This is a genomic window from Prochlorococcus marinus CUG1433 (assembly GCA_017644425.1).
Lineage (GTDB): Bacteria > Cyanobacteriota > Cyanobacteriia > PCC-6307 > Cyanobiaceae > Prochlorococcus_A > Prochlorococcus_A marinus_U.
Genome location: JAEPLN010000001.1, coordinates 1,360,408 through 1,376,695 on the forward strand (window position 1 = coordinate 1,360,408; position 16,288 = coordinate 1,376,695).

15 protein-coding genes are annotated in these 16,288 nt (G+C 27.7%); 9 read left to right on the plus strand and 6 right to left on the minus strand.

The annotated features are described in order from the left end of the window. Positions 1–37: 37 nt before the first annotated feature. Positions 38–1,483 carry a mannose-1-phosphate guanylyltransferase/mannose-6-phosphate isomerase gene (locus JJ842_07715; GenBank protein MBO6971796.1) on the minus strand — a complete coding sequence of 482 codons (1,446 nt, stop codon included), beginning with the start codon at positions 1,481–1,483 and terminating at the stop codon, positions 38–40. A gap of 165 nt (positions 1,484–1,648) precedes the next feature. Between JJ842_07715 and lexA the strand changes: the two genes are divergently transcribed. Next, complete coding sequence (gene lexA / locus JJ842_07720) at positions 1,649–2,254, plus strand: repressor LexA (GenBank protein ID MBO6971797.1); 606 nt, start codon at positions 1,649–1,651, stop codon at positions 2,252–2,254. Between the two features lie 72 nt (positions 2,255–2,326). Here the strand turns inward: lexA and JJ842_07725 are convergent, their stop codons facing one another. Together JJ842_07725 and gmd are read right to left on the minus strand one after the other, a co-directional pair. Beyond that, entirely contained in the window at positions 2,327–3,367 is a 1,041-nt protein-coding gene (locus JJ842_07725) for a GDP-L-fucose synthase (protein MBO6971798.1), read from the minus strand. Beyond that, the gene (gmd, locus tag JJ842_07730) at positions 3,367–4,458 is read right to left on the minus strand and encodes a GDP-mannose 4,6-dehydratase (GenBank protein ID MBO6971799.1); all 1,092 of its coding nucleotides are present in this window, start codon (positions 4,456–4,458) and stop codon (positions 3,367–3,369) included. Before gmd ends, JJ842_07725 begins: the two co-directional genes overlap by 1 nt. Before the next feature lie 260 nt (positions 4,459–4,718). Here gmd and JJ842_07735 point away from each other — a divergent pair, with 260 nt between their 5' ends. Then, positions 4,719–6,275, plus strand: coding sequence for a hypothetical protein (locus JJ842_07735; protein MBO6971800.1), 1,557 nt, complete (start codon positions 4,719–4,721; stop codon positions 6,273–6,275). After that, the gene (locus tag JJ842_07740; GenBank protein MBO6971801.1) at positions 6,275–7,009 is read left to right on the plus strand and encodes a hypothetical protein; all 735 of its coding nucleotides are present in this window, start codon (positions 6,275–6,277) and stop codon (positions 7,007–7,009) included. The genes JJ842_07735 and JJ842_07740 overlap by 1 nt, the downstream gene beginning before the upstream one ends. Positions 7,010–7,067: 58 nt before the next feature. On the opposite strand, the gene JJ842_07745 is transcribed toward JJ842_07740, so the two are convergent. The 3 genes from JJ842_07745 to JJ842_07755 are packed head-to-tail and all read right to left on the minus strand — an operon-like array spanning position 7,068 to position 9,410. Beyond that, a complete protein-coding gene (locus tag JJ842_07745) occupies positions 7,068–8,225 on the minus strand; it encodes a glycosyltransferase (GenBank protein ID MBO6971802.1) in 1,158 nt (385 codons plus the stop codon). A gap of 6 nt (positions 8,226–8,231) precedes the next feature. Continuing rightward, positions 8,232–9,236: a UDP-N-acetylglucosamine 4,6-dehydratase (inverting) gene (pseB, locus tag JJ842_07750; GenBank protein MBO6971803.1), complete on the minus strand. Its 1,005-nt coding sequence runs from the start codon at positions 9,234–9,236 to the stop codon at positions 8,232–8,234. A 12-nt stretch (positions 9,237–9,248) separates the two neighbouring features. Beyond that, positions 9,249–9,410, minus strand: a complete 162-nt coding sequence (locus JJ842_07755) for a hypothetical protein (protein MBO6971804.1) — start codon at positions 9,408–9,410, stop codon at positions 9,249–9,251. A 164-nt stretch (positions 9,411–9,574) separates the two neighbouring features. Between JJ842_07755 and JJ842_07760 the strand changes: the two genes are divergently transcribed. From JJ842_07760 to asnB, 6 genes are all read left to right on the plus strand, one after another. Then, positions 9,575–10,213, plus strand: coding sequence for an HAD family phosphatase (locus tag JJ842_07760; GenBank protein MBO6971805.1), 639 nt, complete (start codon positions 9,575–9,577; stop codon positions 10,211–10,213). Positions 10,214–10,216: 3 nt separating this feature from the next. Beyond that, positions 10,217–11,569 carry a hypothetical protein gene (locus JJ842_07765; GenBank protein ID MBO6971806.1) on the plus strand — a complete coding sequence of 451 codons (1,353 nt, stop codon included), beginning with the start codon at positions 10,217–10,219 and terminating at the stop codon, positions 11,567–11,569. Then, positions 11,569–12,357 (plus strand): SPASM domain-containing protein, encoded by a 789-nt coding sequence (locus JJ842_07770; protein MBO6971807.1) that lies wholly within the window; start codon positions 11,569–11,571, stop codon positions 12,355–12,357. The genes JJ842_07765 and JJ842_07770 overlap by 1 nt, the downstream gene beginning before the upstream one ends. 388 nt (positions 12,358–12,745) lie before the next feature. Further along, entirely contained in the window at positions 12,746–13,714 is a 969-nt protein-coding gene (locus JJ842_07775) for a hypothetical protein (protein MBO6971808.1), read from the plus strand. Further along, positions 13,701–14,405 carry a heparinase II/III family protein gene (locus JJ842_07780; GenBank protein MBO6971809.1) on the plus strand — a complete coding sequence of 235 codons (705 nt, stop codon included), beginning with the start codon at positions 13,701–13,703 and terminating at the stop codon, positions 14,403–14,405. Before JJ842_07775 ends, JJ842_07780 begins: the two co-directional genes overlap by 14 nt. A 3-nt stretch (positions 14,406–14,408) precedes the next feature. Continuing rightward, positions 14,409–16,229: an asparagine synthase (glutamine-hydrolyzing) gene (gene asnB / locus JJ842_07785; GenBank protein MBO6971810.1), complete on the plus strand. Its 1,821-nt coding sequence runs from the start codon at positions 14,409–14,411 to the stop codon at positions 16,227–16,229. The last annotated feature ends 59 nt before the right edge of the window (positions 16,230–16,288 follow it).

Here is a 16,288-nt window from a genome sequence, read left to right on the forward strand (position 1 = left end):
GATTATCATAATTCAATATCTAAAAGAATAAACTTGTTTAATTAGTTTTTCTACCGTAAACATCTTGTAACCTTATAATATCATCTTCTCCAAGGTAAGAGCCGCTTTGAACCTCAATTATAACTAAAAGAGATTCTCCTGGATTAGATAATCTATGCTTAGATCCTATTGGCACAAAACAGCTTTGATTCTCTCTTAAGGTGATTACTTTATCATTAATTTCCACCTTGGCAATTCCCTCTACAACAACCCAATGTTCAGCTCTTTTTTTATGAAGTTGAAGGGACAAAGATGCCCCAGGGTTCACCTCTATACGCTTTATCTTCCAATTTTTAGCACTACAAACGTTAAGAAAGTTACCCCAAGGTCTAAAAGTTTTACTGTTATGCTCACTTTCTTTTCTATTTCTTAATTTCAATTCATCGACTAATAATTTAATATCATCTGAATGTTCTTTCTTTGTTACAAGTAAAGCATCATCAGTTTCTACTATTATTAAGTCATTAATTCCAAATCCAATAGTTAGGCGACTATAACTACTAATAAGATTATTTTTAGAAGATAATTGAATGCTATCTCCAATCAATACGTTACCATTTGGATCTTTTTTTGATTGTTCCCAAAAAGATTTCCAACCCCCAATATCACTCCATTTTGCGTTGAGAGGCAAAACGAAACCTAAATCTGTTTTCTCCATTAAAGCTTTATCAAAGGAAATATTAGGACACTTTTTAAATGAATTTTCTTCCAATCTTGTAAAATCTAAGTCATTTATTTTTTTTCTGAGTGCTTCTCTGCAATTAAAAATTATATCTGGAGAATATTTTTCAAGCTCATTTACTATTGTACTTGCTCTACTTATGAATATCCCGCTATTCCAGCTGTAAAGATCATCTTGATAAATATTTTCAGCTAAAGTTTTATTGGGTTTTTCTAAAAATTTTTCAATTTTTAAAGGAAATATTTCTTTTTCGCTTTTAGACTTTTTAGACTTTATATAACCATAAGCAGTAGAAGGCGAATGAGGGTTTACACCAAAAGTTAATATTTTTTTATCTAAATTTAGATCATTTACCCTCGTTATTGTTTTAAGAAATTCTTCATTATCCTTGATTTGATGGTCTGAAGGAAGAATTAATAAAATTGGATCATCACCATTTTTCATTGATTCTAATGCGGCTATAGCAATAGCTGGAGCGGTATTCCTACTCAATGGTTCCAAGATTATTGATTTTGGTTTGATTTCAATTTTTCTTATTTGCTCAGCGGTTATAAATCTATGTTCTTGGTTACAAATAATTATTGGATTTTCTAAATACTTTAACTTTTTTATTCTGTTTAAAGTGTTTTGTAGAAATGAAAAATCATCATTTATATCAATTGATAAATATTGCTTTGGAAAGCTTTTTCTGGATAAAGGCCATAACCTTGATCCACTGCCTCCGCATAAAATTACTGGTAAGATAGGTATTTTTTTATTCAAATTTTTAATTTTAAACTAAAAATATCTTAATTAGTATTTAATATCAATTTTGTTTTTCCAAATATTAAATAAAATTTAGAATTTCTAATTTATAGGAAATCATTGCATCTTCCGGGGTTTCTAGGTACAAATGTATTAGAGTACAAATGTTTTAGTTGAAGGATTATGAGTGTTGATCTAACCCAAGCCCAAAGTGAATTATTTGAGTGGATAAAAAAATATATGAGAGAGTTTAAACATAGTCCCTCTATTAGGCAAATGATGAAGGCGATGGATTTAAAATCTCCTGCCCCAATTCAAAGTCGCCTTAAGCACTTGCAAGAAAAAGGATATATCTCTTGGCAAGAGGGTAGAGCCAGAACACTTCAATTAATTGATGAAATATCTAACGATATCCCTGTTTTAGGAGCGGTTGCTGCAGGAGGATTAATCGAATCATTTTCTGATGTTGATGAAAGTTTGGATATGTCCGAAGTTTTAGATAAAGATGGCGTTTTTGCTTTAACTGTTAATGGAGATTCTATGGTTGATGCATTTATTGCAGACGGTGATATGGTTCTCATGGAGCCAGTTAAAGAATTATCTTATTTAAGAAATGGCACTATTGTAAGTGCAATGGTTCCAGGCTCAGGAACAACTCTAAAGTATTTTTATAAAAAGAATAATAAAATTGTTTTAGAGGCAGCTAATTCAAATTATGAACCAATTACTCTTGATATAGATCAAGTCACTATTCAAGGGAAACTATTAGCTGTTTGGAGAAAAGTATAATTTTTATATTGTAGAGAAATTGTCATGAAGTATTCTAAAATTTCTTATGAATTTTTTATATAAGAAAAAAATTTATAAGAAATTTTTTAAGCTTTTACCTTGATCAGAAAGATCATTTAATGAGCTATCTATATTTTTTATTACTTGTGTGAGACCATTTGTAAGAGATATTTTTGGAGTCCAACCAATTGATTTGATTCTTGAAATTTCTAAATTTTTTTTATAAGTTCCATCAGGTTTATCATGATCCCAAATAATATCTCCATTATAGTTTGTAATTAAACATATCTTTTTTGCTAGATCTTTTATTGAGATTTCTTCTCCTGATCCTACATTCAAATAATATAGTTTTTTGTTATTAATATCTCTGGGTGCATTATTAAAATCAGGGTTCCATTTCTCTAAAGCCTGTATACATGCTTCTGCTAAATCATCAACGTGTAAAAATTCTCTAAGAGGTTTTCCAGTTCCCCAACATTTTACATATTTATGGCCAAATTTTTTTGCGAGAATAATTTTTTTTACTAATGATGCAATAACATGACTACTCTCTGAATCATAGTTATCGCCAGGACCATAAAGGTTTGTAGGCATTAGTGATATGGCGTCAAAATTATTTTGTAACCTAATTGCTTGGCACAATTTTATTCCAGCTATTTTGGCAATTGCGTAAGATTCATTTGTAATTTCTAGTGGAGCGGATAAAAGTTCTTCTTCTTTTATAGGAACGGTTGAATTTTTTGGATAAATGCAACTGCTACCTAAAAATAATAATCTTTTGGCTTTGTTTAACCAAGCTGCTTCTATTAAATTTTGTTCAATTCTAAGATTCTCCGAAATAAAATCAAATGGATACTTATAGTTAGCATAAATACCTCCAACTCTCGCTGCGGCGATAATAACAACATTAGGTCTATGTTTCTTGAACCATGAATTCACACTATCCCAGCAACAGAGATCAAGTTCCTTTTTTGTTTGAACATATAATTTACCTCCTTCATTTATATTTCCATAACCTTTTTTGTGAAGTGCCCTTACTATCGCGCTTCCTACCATCCCTAAATGTCCAGCGACAAAAAAACTATCCTGCTTCGTAATAAGGTTTTGAAGCATTATTCTTTGGGTTGTGTAAAATTAAATCCTTTTTTTATTAAAAATGATTCTTTTTTTGCGATTTCCATATCACTATTAATCATATCAGTAACTAATTCTTCTAAAGTTGTTTTGGGCGCCCAGCCAAGTTTTTTATTAGCTTTTGTTGAATCTCCTATCAATGAATTAACTTCACAAGGCCTGAAATATTTTTTATCTATCTTAATTACAGTCTGTTTATTATCGGCTCTTTTACCAACTTCATCTAAACCGCTACCTTCCCAAATAATACCCCCCCAGCCAAGTTCTTTTGCTGCCAACTCGATAAATTTCCTTACGCTTATTTGTCTTCCTGTTGCTATTACAAAGTCTTCAGGTGACTTATGTTGAAGTATCTTCCATTGAATCTCTACATAATCTTTTGCGTGTCCCCAATCCCTTACAGCATCAATATTTCCTAGATATAAGTACTTTTCTAAACCCTGATCGATTTGAGTTAAACCCCTAGTGATTTTTCTAGTTACAAAAGTTTCCCCCCTTCTTGGGCTTTCATGATTAAAAAGAATTCCATTGCATGCAAACATGCCATAAGCTTCTCTGTAGTTAATAGTAATCCAATAAGAATAAAGCTTTGCAACGGCATAAGGACTTCTAGGATAGAAAGGTGTATTTTCAGTTTGGGGAGTTTCCTGAACTAACCCATATAATTCTGAGGTGCTAGCTTGATAAAATTTTGCCTTATCAATCATTTTTAAATTTCTTATTGCTTCTAATATTCTTAAAGTTCCAAGTGCATCACTATTAGCCGTATATTCTGGAGTCTCAAAACTAACCGCTACATGACTTTGAGCTCCTAAATTATATATCTCATCAGGCTTTACTTCTTGAATGATGTTTATAAGATTTAAGCTATCAGTAAGATCTCCATAATGCAGAAAAAAATTCGGGTCCTCAGAATGGGGATCTTGATATAAATGGTCAATTCGTTCAGTATTAAATGAACTTGCTCTTCTTTTTATTCCATGAACTTCATAATTTTTTTTAAGAAGAAATTCTGCCAGATAACTTCCATCTTGACCTGTGATCCCTGTTATTAATGCTATCTTTTTCATGAAAAAAACTTAAATAAACAAATTAAAAGGTTTAAAATATAATCTACATTTATGAATAGTAATCATGTCCACAATTTCAATCTCATTCATTCATATACATATTACTGTAAATAATGAAAAATTTATTAAGGGATAATTCATTAGAAAATTTTACAAATAACTTTATTAAATTTTCTTTATGTTCATAATTAAATATAATTAACAAATATTCAACAGTATATCCACAATAAAAAGTCACTTATTTAAAAAATAATAATATTATGAAAATTATTGATTGTACTTTAAGGGATGGTGGCTATCATACAAAATGGAATTTTGATAAAGATTTTTTAGATTCCTATTTTAATCTTTTAAAATTAAATCCATATTTAGAATCAGAAATTGGATATAAAAGGCATTCTTTGTCAGTAGATGATTCAAGTTTGGGTAAATTGGCATTCTGCAATTCAAGTTTTTTAAATTATTTAGAGAAATTTAATTTGAAAAATAAATTGTGGATAATGATAGATGTTAAAGAATTAAAGGAATTAGGTTTAAGTTCATCAGACTATCTTGATAATTTATCAATCTTCAAAGACTCTTTGATGCCTCTCAAGTCTATTAGGCTAGCGGTAAGTTTAGAAAATTTGACTTACGCCATTTCTCTATCTAAAGAATTAATAAAAAGAAATTACGAAGTTGCTATCAACATAATGAATATTTTTAACAGAGATATTAATGATATAAAATTGGGCTTAAAGCAAATTCAGAATTTATCAATATCAAGAATCTATTTTGCTGATTCAGAGGGAATTGGAACCCCTTTTAAACTTACAAATTTAATAACAAATATTCAACCTCTTCTGAATGAAGAAATTGATTTGGGATTTCATGCTCATAATAACAATGGCATGGCAATTGCTTGGTGTTTAGAGCCCATAGCGAAAAATATATCAGCCTGTGATGGTTCATTTCTTGGATTTGGAAGGGGAGCGGGCAATGCATCCACAGAATCTTTAATTGCTTTTTTTAAAGAATTAACCCCTTTACAATGTTCTCGCATTATGGACTTTATAGAAAAATTTATAAAGCCTCTTCAAAATAAATATAATTGGGGCTCAAAACTTGAAACTATAATAGGTTCAAAATTTAAATTAAACCAAACACAACTTATTAATTTCTTAGAACCTCAACAATTTACTAATCTTGAAAAAGTATCTGCTATCTATAAATATGATTCTTTTAGAAATAAAATCATTAAAGAAGAAAAATCTTTTTTATCAGTTAAAAACAATATTGAAAATCAGACAGTTTTAATTATTGCTCCTGGTAAAACTATGCAAGATAGGAGTTTTTCTGATTCAGTACTTACTTATATTAGAGAATTTAAACCTGTAGTTATTGAGATAAATGTAGTTAATTGTCTTGACAATTTTGAACCAAGGATAACTTGTGTAAATTCTATTGAGAGATTATGTCAGATATTATCTAGAGAGAGGATAGAACCAAACTTCTTCCTAACATCAAAAAAAAGAATTAAATCGTTAATAATAGAAAACAAAGAGAAATCTAAAGTTGATTTTTTTGATATGAATTTATTTAACAATAGATTTGATGACGAACAATTATCTCATTCTGTTTGTGTTGCTTTAGGTTATTCAGAAATTAAAAAAGCTAAAAATATTATTATCGCAGGTGTTGATGGAGAGGAATCTTTGGCCTCAAGATTCTCTTTGGTTCAAAGAGCTATTGATAATATTTCTAAAAATGTACCACTCTATAGCTTCACTCCTACAAGACATACTGTTCCTTTGAAATTAATACATTCTATTATCTAATGACTAAGATTATTATTCCTGCAAGAATAAAATCAACGCGTTTGCCAGAAAAGGTATTGAGAGATGTAGAGGGACTGCCTCTTTTTGTGGAGACAGCAAACAAAGCTATTGAAATAATTGGAAGAAAGTCTGTTATTGTTGCAACTGATTCAATAAAAGTTTTAGAAGCTTCTAAAAGATTTAACATTTCATGTGAAATGACTTCAGACAAATGTTTAACTGGATCTGATAGGGTTGTTTCTTTAGCGAAAGAAAAAGGTTTTAAAAAAGTTATTAATCTACAGGCCGACGAGCCATTATTTCCATTAAGTTCTATAAAAGAAATGATCAATTATGTTGAAAATAATTATGTAAAAGGAGTTTTAGCTGGATATGAATTTACTAATGATAATGAGAAATATATGTCATTAAAAGTTCCTAAAATGATTATTTCTTCTGAAAAGAATTTAATATATACCTCTAGGCATCCACTACCTGCTTCAAAAAAATCAAATTCTTCAAAATTTGGAAATATTCAAGTTTGTATATATGCTTATAACATCGACAATGTTTTCTGCTATCACGAAAAAAGAAAAAAGGGTTTTTTAGAACAGTCAGAGGATTTAGAACTTCTCGCATGTATAGAAAATAATGTAGAAGTTAAGTGTATCGAATTAGAAAATTCTCCTTTTTCAATAGATACCGAAGAAGATTATAGTAATTTAAAAAATTATTATAAAAAGAAAAATTTTTAATTTTTCTAAAAGTTATTCTAAATTTATTAAATTACAGAATTCGTAGTAATTTGATAATTTACTTTTTAGATATTGAATTTATTATTTTTTTGAAAGTTCTTGAAGAACATTCTTCCCAAGTAAATTTTCTTGATTTTTTTGAAGCTTCTAAAACAACCATATTCCTCCTCTCCACTGAATAAATACAATTTAAAATAGAGTTATAAATATCATTAACATCCGTTTCATTAAAATAGATAGCTCCTTTACCCAAAATTTCTTGATAAACTGTTGAACTAGATGCTAGTACAGGCTGGCCACTTAATATTGATTCGACGCCTGCCATTCCAAAACTTTCACAACTAGATGCATTTATTATTAAATTACTATTTTTATAGACATTGGGTAACAATTCATGGCTTATTTCAGGGATGTAAGAAAACCAAGATCTGACATCTTTATTTTGAGAAATTTGATAAAGTAGATTTTTTGCAAATTTTGAATTAGAGGAACCAATAAACTGTAGATGTAATGGTAAATTTTTTTTGTCAATAATCTCTTTAACGGCTTTAAAGACATTTAAGTGATTTTTGTAGACATCTATAATTGATATATAGCTGATAATAAAAGGTTTATTTTGTGAGAAATGTTTGATACTTTTTTGAGGAGAGGGTGTGAAGCAGAAATTTTGATCTACTCCATGATAAATAGTAGATAATGGTACTTTTGAATTAAAAAAAAACGAACTTGATATTACGTTTAAAGAGAATTTAGACGGAAAAATGATTGAGCAGGCAAAATGACTAGAAATTATTTGAAATATTCTTATTAAAATTAGGCGGAAAAAAGTTATTGAAAATTTGTATTTTTTTAAGTTAAACCATTGGAAGGGTATTAAATTCTGAAAAAAAAGAATTATTGGTAAAGGACTAAATAAACAAATTCCAGAGGGAACATAAAAAGCATGACATTGTTTTAGAAAATTATTCTTTGGTAATAAGAATAATTGCCAAAAGAACCTAAGAAAAATGTTTTTAAAAATTTTTGGTAATTCGTGATGAACAATATAATTAGATTTTGGAAATCTTTCAAGGGACTCAGAAAAGCCCCAGATATTTATTTTATAAACATATTTATTCGGTAATTTTTGAGAAGACAAGATACCTTTTAAATGTAATAACCCTCCCTCTGAATGAATATTTGAAGCATCTATTGCTAAATTAATAGGCTTTCTCATTTATGTTTAATTTCTTTCTTTTTTAAATTCATCAATTAGTATTTTTAATTCATCTTTAGATAAAAAATTTTCATTTGTATCTGATGAATAGGCATTTACTCTTTTAGATATAAAAATTTCCTCACTATTATTATTTATCCATTTGGATTTATATTGCTCTCTTGGAATTCCATTAGATATTACATACGTATTTGATGTTTCGAGAAGCTCATAACAATCTTGAGAATGAAATAATTCTTCATGATCTTTTTCTCCTGGTCGTCTACCAATTATTTCTATATTTATATTCTCATCTATTGCTTCTGCTAATGTATTGAGCTTATAACTAGGCATTTTAGGTATGAATATTTCTCCACCTAATGATTTGAGCATAGAATATTTAACAAAATTAATTGCCTGTTTTAGAGTTATATTGAATCGGGACATATTGGGATCTGTTAATTTTAGGGCACCATTATTTAGTTGTTTCAGAAATACTGGAATTACTGATCCTCTAGAACCCATTACATTTCCATATCTCACTACACTACATTTTAATTTGTGACCTGAATATCTATTCGCAGCTATAAATAGTTTATCTGAACATAGTTTAGTTGCACCATATAAATTTATAGGTGATGAGGCTTTATCAGTACTTAAAGAGATTATATTTTTAACTCCACAATCTGATGCTGCCTCTATTACATTCTGGGAACCATGTATGTTTGTATTTATGAATTCTGTCGGGTTGTATTCAGCTGCAGGAACTTGTTTTAAAGCAGCTGCGTGTATTATTGTATGGACTCCTTCGAAAGCTCTTCTTAATCTCTTGTAATCCCTTATGTCTCCAAGAAAATATCTAAGTTTTTTGAATCTTTCTTGAGGAAATTTTTCTTGCATTTCCCATTGCTTTAACTCGTCTCTAGAAAAAACAATTATTTTATCCCATTCATTTTCTTCTGAAATCAGACTTGAAATAAACTTTCTTCCAAAACTACCTGTACCTCCTGTAATGAGAATTGATTTGGTCATTTTTAAATTAATTTAATTTTGTAAAGAAAAGAAATCCCTTTCTAAATTAAATTCCCATTCTTCATCTATACCAAAAGCTTCAATATTTTCAAGCTGAAAAGATTTACAATTTTCATAAATCATATTCTTTCTTTTTTTCATTTCTTTATCCTTTTGTATTAAAACTGGAAACATTTAACATTCGTATTCCTTTTTTAGTGATTCCAATAATTACTGCAATCAGAAACAAATTTTCTAAGAATGCATTTTTGTTCTTGAATTTAATATTAAATCATAAACCTTGAATATTTATATTATGTAAAAATTTTTGCGTTAGTATAAAAAAAATTTATTTTTTTATGGAATCTAAATTACATATTTTTGATTGTGATGGGGTATTGATATTGTCAAATAGACTTAAAACTGAATCTTTTAATGAAATTGCTTCTAAATTTGTACCGAAAAAGCTTGTTAATAAATTTATTGATTTTCACAAAGCAAATGGCGGGGTTTCAAGATGGGAAAAATTTTCTTATTTAAGAAATATTGCCTTAGATTATCAACTACCCAGTGTTGATGATTTATGTGATCAATTCGCATCATTAGTAGATTCAAAATTCAATAAAATTTCTCCAGTTCCGGGCGCATTAGATTATATTGAACAACTTGTTAAAGAAAGTGCAATCATTTATGTTGTATCAGGTGGAGAACAATCTCAAGTTAGGCGAATTCTTATGAATCTTAAATTCAATATAGATCCTGAGAGGATTTTTGGTTCCCCAATTAGTAAAGATATTCATTTTGGAAATATTAGAAATATGCATAAATTTTTAGATACTATGACTTATGGCGACTCATTACTTGATGCAAAATGTGCAGAATCTATAAATTCCAAATTTACTTTTGTATCACAAGATAGTGAGACCACAAAAAAGGATATTAAAGACAATTTGCTAATAAACTTCTTAAGTATTAAAAATTTTAATTGTTTAAATTAATCTATGAAACAGTTAAATCCAGATATTTTTTTATGGGCATCTCCACTATTCTGTAAAGATCCAGAGAAATCTTCATATGAGTATTCTTTGTTAAACCCTTTAATTCAAAAAAGAAAAATAATTTATTCTTTTATTTTTTTTACTAGGTCTTTTTATAGTGGTTTAAAAAAAATAAGTAAAAGAAAAATTTTTAAATGTAATTTTTTTAATAGTGGTCCTAGAAAAAATATTGTTTATTTGCCGGGGTCTTTTATTAATAATAAAGAAAAAAATTGTCCATATTTTCCTTCAGCGACAAATGAAACTTCATTTCTCATAATAGATAATGAAAGTAAATTATCAAGAAATTTCTTAAAAATATGCTTTAAATTATTTTTATTTATATTACCTGAATTCATTAGGTTTAATAAAAAAAATAATATTTTAGATAGATTCGTAAATTGGATTTTGCTTCTTTCCTATTTTGTTTCTTTAGATGCTTTGACTCATTATTACTTTGCTCTTTATATTTATGACTTGTCAATTTCTTATCCAAAGGCTAATCATATTTGCTTGCATGAGATGCATTCATATTCAAGGATAGTTTATGGTGTCACAAGTATTACAAGATCAAATTCTACAACCCTACAGCATGCTTTTATACATCCAACCAGACTTATGTTTGATTTGAGGAATATAAAGATTAAACCTTATCTTCCTGTAACCATATTTGTTTGGTCAGAAGAGTCAAGAAATGTTCTTTTTAAGTTTGGATGGCCGGCAGCAAAAATTAAATTTTGTGCGACAGAAAGGTTTTTAAGATATAAAGAACTTTCTATGAATTCAGATTTAAAAGAAAGTTCTTTATTCTTAAACTATTTAAAGAACCCCGAAAAAGAAGAAATTTTCCTTTTCATCCCATCTTTATTAAAAGATGATTTTAAATTGTGTATTATTTCTGCCCTAATATTGAGATCTATCTATAAAGATATAAAAATAATGATTAAGATACATCCATCCTATAAATTATCTTTCATAGAAAGTCTAATAACTTTATATTTGTCTTTAAAATCAATAAAATATACAAAATCTAATCTTAATGATCTGTTTAAAAAAAGACCTTTGACATTTACGTATTCTTCAACAGCAATTTTTGAAGCGGCATTAAACAAATGCCCTTCGTATTTCATCCCAACTAGTTTAAAATATAATGGTAATGAGTTAGTCTTAAGAAACATTCTTTTAAAAATTGCTGATCAATATAAAAAAGGGAAAATACTTGAACAAAGCTCAAATCCTTTGTATATTTCAGCAGAACGATCAAATTCTTTCTTTGGTCTAGATAGGAACAATTTTTTTACTATTATTGATCGATAATGAAGAGGATAATAAAAAGAGCATTAGCATTACCCTATTCACTTAGAAGGATTAAAAATAGTTTTAACGAAATTGAAGTGGAAACAATTTCATTTTGTAATAGAAAATGCAGCTATTGCCCTAATGTTTCTCTTGATAGATTTAATTCTGAGGGATCTGTTTTAATGGATAATAATCTATTAGATGAAATATTTAACCAATTAAAAGATATAAAATTCAATGGAGTATTTTCTCCACATATGTATGGGGAACCTTTGCTAGATCCAAGAATTGTAAATATTGTTGAAAGAATAAATAATTTAGGAGCAAAATCTAAGATCGTTACAAATGGTGATTATTTAACTATTAATCTTTTGGATCAATTATTAGAAGCTGGTTTAAAAATATTATATATATCAAAGCATTCTCCTAAATTAGGTTCTGCAGCAAGAAAAAGTATTGAATATTTAAAAAGTAAATCTAATTTAAATTTAGAGTTTCAAGTCTTGGATTTTTATACTGACTTTAATACAGATAGAAACATGGTTGGGAACAGAGGTGGGAATCTAGACATTGAAACAAAAAAAAAGCCACCAATAATGTGCCCCTATGTTCTGTATCCCGTGATTGATGTTAATGGAACATTAGTTGTTTGTTGTCAAGATTTTAATAGCGATTATCAGCTCGGTAATATATCAGAAAGACATATCTCTGAGATATGGAATGATCCAATGAATGTTTCAATAAGAAGGAATATTTTTTTAGGGAAGTTTGATTTGTCTATATGCAAGCAATGTCTAATGGATTGATTAATGGATTACAATTGTAGAAAATTTCTAATTTTTATTAAATTTTATACAAAAATGGGACATTATCTTTTTTTTATAAGAATCCCCTTTTATTTCATTTATATTTCTTCATTCCCTACCATTAGGAAAAAGAGATTTAATATATGTAATTATCAAATATATAAATCTTCCATAGATTATTGGCAAAGATCTGTTAAAAAACCAAATATGATTAGCTTCCCTGAATCAAAAGAAATTAGGAAAAAACTTTTCAAAGAATTTGTAAAGAAACCTAATGAGTAAAAATCTTATTTTTAAAAAGATAAATAATTATATTTTTAATATCAAAAAGGATAAAAAAATAAATAAATTTTTATATTTAATATATTCCTTTACTAGATACTATTTTTTGAGGCTTATAAACTTTTTAAAAGTAAGAATAGATGAAAATATTTTTTTATACCCTACGCAACTTATATTTCCAAGTATCATTTATCATAAAAAACTAGATAAAGTAAAGCTAAAAACTCCAAATAAAAAAATTATTAAAAATTCTTTTTCTGGGCGAATCTTAATTGACCATGGAATAGTAAAAGCAGAAATTCAGGATAATTGGCTATTAGATTCTAGTGATGAAGAAATTTCTTATTTACCACGACGTTTATTTTGGCTGATATATGAATTAACAAAGCTGAATAACCCAAATATAACTTTATTAGATAATTATCTTAATAAATTTATTTCTTATTTCTATGACTCAAATTATATAAAATATTTACCTCCTTATATTCTTTCTGAATGTATTTCAAATATTATTTTATTTAATAGAGCTAAAAATAAATCTTGGATAATTAAAGATAATTTTCATAATAATTTTGCAATATTAGCTTGTAAATCACTTGTAAGTAATATTGAATTCAGAGGATCATTTTCAACTTGTAATCATCTTATAAATAATTTTCGCGCACTTTATTTATCTTCTAGATTAATTCAACGAAATAAAGATAATTCATTTTTTCTTGTTTTCTGGGAAAAAATAAAAAAGAAAGTTTTTATTAAAAGTGGAAAAATTGCGGATGGATCAGTTCATTATCATTTTCTAATAACAAGGTGGTTATTTGAAATATGTATTTGTGCTTATGAATTAAATGATTATGAAATACTAAATAAGGTTAATCCATATTTGAAATCAAATCTTGAAATTGTTGGCTATTTATCTCGAGCTGATGTTTTACCTTTATTTGGAGACCTTTCACCAGATTGTCCAGTTGAATGGTTATTACCTATTGCAAATTATGTAAAAGAATCATGTCCTTATAGCGCTGTTGGTAACGGCACAAAAGGATGGGACAGAATTTGGAGCTTTGAAAATTTTTAATTCTTTTTTCGACAGAGAAGCTGGTTGGTTTTTTTTGGAATATGAACCATGGATAGTTTATTTACGTTTATTTAATCAATTAGATTTACCAAGGCCATCTCATTGTCATCAGGATTTCGGATCGCCAATAATTTATCATAAGAAAAAAGAATTAATCATTGATCCAGGTAGATCATCATATTTAATAGATTCTAATAATGAAATAAAAGCTTCAAAACATTCTACTTTTTTAATAAATAAGGAGCCTACTGCTTATTCGGAGAGAGATTTGAAATTCTTTCCGCTGCCAATAAAACCTTATAAAGTTAAAAAATATCATCTTGGTAGTCAAATATATATTTTAATTCGTTACCCTCTATCATTAAAAGCTAATTTTAAAATTAAATATGCTATCAGATTATTTGTAATTAATAAAAAATCTATTGAGATTAGAGATAGGATTTCTTTATTTAAAAAATCTAATATTATCACTCGCTTTAATTTTTCATATCCATTAGATAAATTTAATAGATTATTTTCTTATAGTATTGATAACAATAAGACTAAGAATATACTCCTTGAAGAGGAATCAAAAGAACTTTGTAATTCTAAAAGATTCTTAGATTACAATAGAAAACATAATTATAAATCATTTTCTTTTAGAGCTGAAACAAATAAACATTTTTGCTCTAGATTTTTAATCTCTGAATAGCTTATGTGCGGCATTTTTGGATATTTTTTAAAGACTCCGAATGAATATAGAAGTCAGGAATATGTAAGTAGATTTAAGTTAGATCTATATAATAGAGGCCCTGATTCATTTCACTACAAGTCAAGAGAAGGATGTGTGATTGGGATTTCTCGATTATCAATAGTTGATATTAGTCATGAAACACAGCCTTTTTCTATTGATGAAATAAATATCACAGTTGTTTTCAATGGTGAGATTTATAACTATAAAAGCTTAAGAGACCATTTGAGTTCCAAAGGGATTAAGCTCTTGGGTTATTCCGAAATTGAGGTAATTGCTAATCTTTATAAATTATATTCTGAGAAATTTATAAATTTCCTCGATGGAATGTTCGCCATAGCAATACTTGATCATAAAAAACAAAGTTTTATTATTTTTAGAGATCCATATGGTATTAAACCCATATATTGGACATTAAATAATGGTGATTTTGCTTTTTCTTCTGATCTAACTCCTTTAATAAGTTGCTTTACTGAAAATAAATTGAATACTAATGCTATTCATGAATATCTTTTTCATGGTTACTGTTCATCAAATACTTGCATAGCCTCAAATATTCATAAAGTCCCCCCATCTTCGTATCTTAAATTCGAGAAAAACAGAGTAATTACTGGTAAATATAATTCTTTTACCCAAAATAAATATATTGATGATTTTGAAGTTAGTGTTGATAATATTGACTTTTTACTCAAAGAAAGTATTTCTGAGCAAATAGCTGAGGAAGTCCCAATGGGTGTGATGCTTAGTGGAGGTATCGATAGTTCTTTACTAGCAAAATATCTTTCATTAGATAAAAAACTACCTAAAAAAATCAAATCTTATAGTGTACGCTTTTTGGATAAAAAATTATCTAATGATTTTTCTTATGCAGAAAGACTTGCTAAAGAATTAAAATTAGATCATGAAACTATTACCATCAACTCAATCCAAGCATTAGAAATTTTGCAAAATACGGCCTATAGTCTTGATGAACCAATAGCAGATTCAGGAATTATTGGAACTAATATTATATGCCAAAAGTCTAAAGAAGATAGCGTGAAAGTTTTGATTTCAGGCACTGGTGCGGATGAATTATTTGGCGGATATATGAGACACTTTACTCCTAGTATTTTTACTTCTAAATATCTATCAGAGATGCCTTATGCTATCAGATTTCCAATGTCTAAGTTTTTCTCAATTTTTAATCGTTCATTTTCAGAAAGGATTTCTGATCCCCTTCTAAATTATTTCCTTGCGGTATCTGGTATGCCATCAGATTTATTATTTAAAATAATAAGAGATCCTATAAGAGGACTTCCTTTCTTTTCGAAATATCAAAAAGACTTTTCTAAAAATTATTCTCTATATTTTGATCAAAAATTCTATTTACCAGATTCATTATTGGCATACACAGATAAGGTTTCAATGGCTAATTCTGTTGAAATTAGAGTTCCATATTTATGTAAATCTCTTTCCCCTATTTTGTTTTTATATTTAAACGAATCCTTTAAAACAAAATATAGCAAACCTTTATTAAGGAAAATCTCATCAAAATATTTCAACAAAGAATTTTTTAATAGATCTAAAGAAGGTTTTGATGCATCTGTTTATAGCTGGCCAAATGAAGTTATTTCATATCTTTTAAATTATATTCGTGATTATTCTGTACAACTTAATTACATCGGAATTGACATTAAGCCTTTAATAAATGCAAAAGAAAATTTTGTTAGAGGATACAACAGAAACTTGATTTTTAGTTTATTTATTCTTACTAAATGGTTAGTTAATAAGAATTTTATAAAATAGTTAAATCGCTTTATATTATTTTCTATATTATTTAATTTTATTTGCTTTTGAAGTTCTTA